Annotated in this window: 1 protein-coding gene; it reads left to right on the top strand. The window is 48.3% G+C overall.

Translation table 11 applies throughout. The features are described from left to right. A partial coding sequence (locus tag WFH04_RS18115; RefSeq protein WP_336825721.1) for a transposase family protein occupies positions 1-555 on the top strand: 555 nt, incomplete at both ends.

Below are 555 nucleotides of genomic sequence, written 5' to 3'. Positions count from 1 at the left end.
GAGGAGGTTGGGGAGCGGACCGCACTTTACGTTTCGCTTCCGAGGCAGCCTCACAAATGCCCTAAGTGTGGGGCAATGACAACGAAGATCCATGACTACCGCATTCAGAAGGTTAAGCACCTTAAGTGGTTTGAGCGTTTAACGGTCCTCTTCTATAAACGTCGCAGGTATGCCTGTTCATGTGGAAAACGCTTTTCGGAGACATCTCCCTTCGTGGAGAAGTATCAACGATACACGAAAGAGTGGAATCAGGTCGTCCGTGTCCGATCAATCAAAGCGAAAACCTTTAAAGAAGCAGGTGAAGTACTCGGCACTTCCAGCTCAACAGTGATCCGGCGATTCAAGGAAGTGGCGAAAGAGCAGATGCCCCATGGAGTCCGATTACCAAAAGCCATTGCGATCGATGAATATAAAGGCGATACAGATGCGGGTACATATCAACTGATCATTGCGAATGCAGAAACACACGAACCGCTGGACATCTTACCGAATCGAAGGAAAGAAACGATTAAGGATTATCTCCACAAATACGGGGCAGACGTTGAATTGGTGGTC

Origin of the sequence: Sporosarcina sp. USHLN248, from assembly GCF_037144575.1 — a bacterium.
In the GTDB taxonomy this organism is placed as follows: Bacteria; Bacillota; Bacilli; order Bacillales_A; family Planococcaceae; genus Sporosarcina; species Sporosarcina contaminans.
Note: the sequence above shows the minus strand (reverse complement) of the source record. Positions and strands in the feature narration are given on the sequence as shown.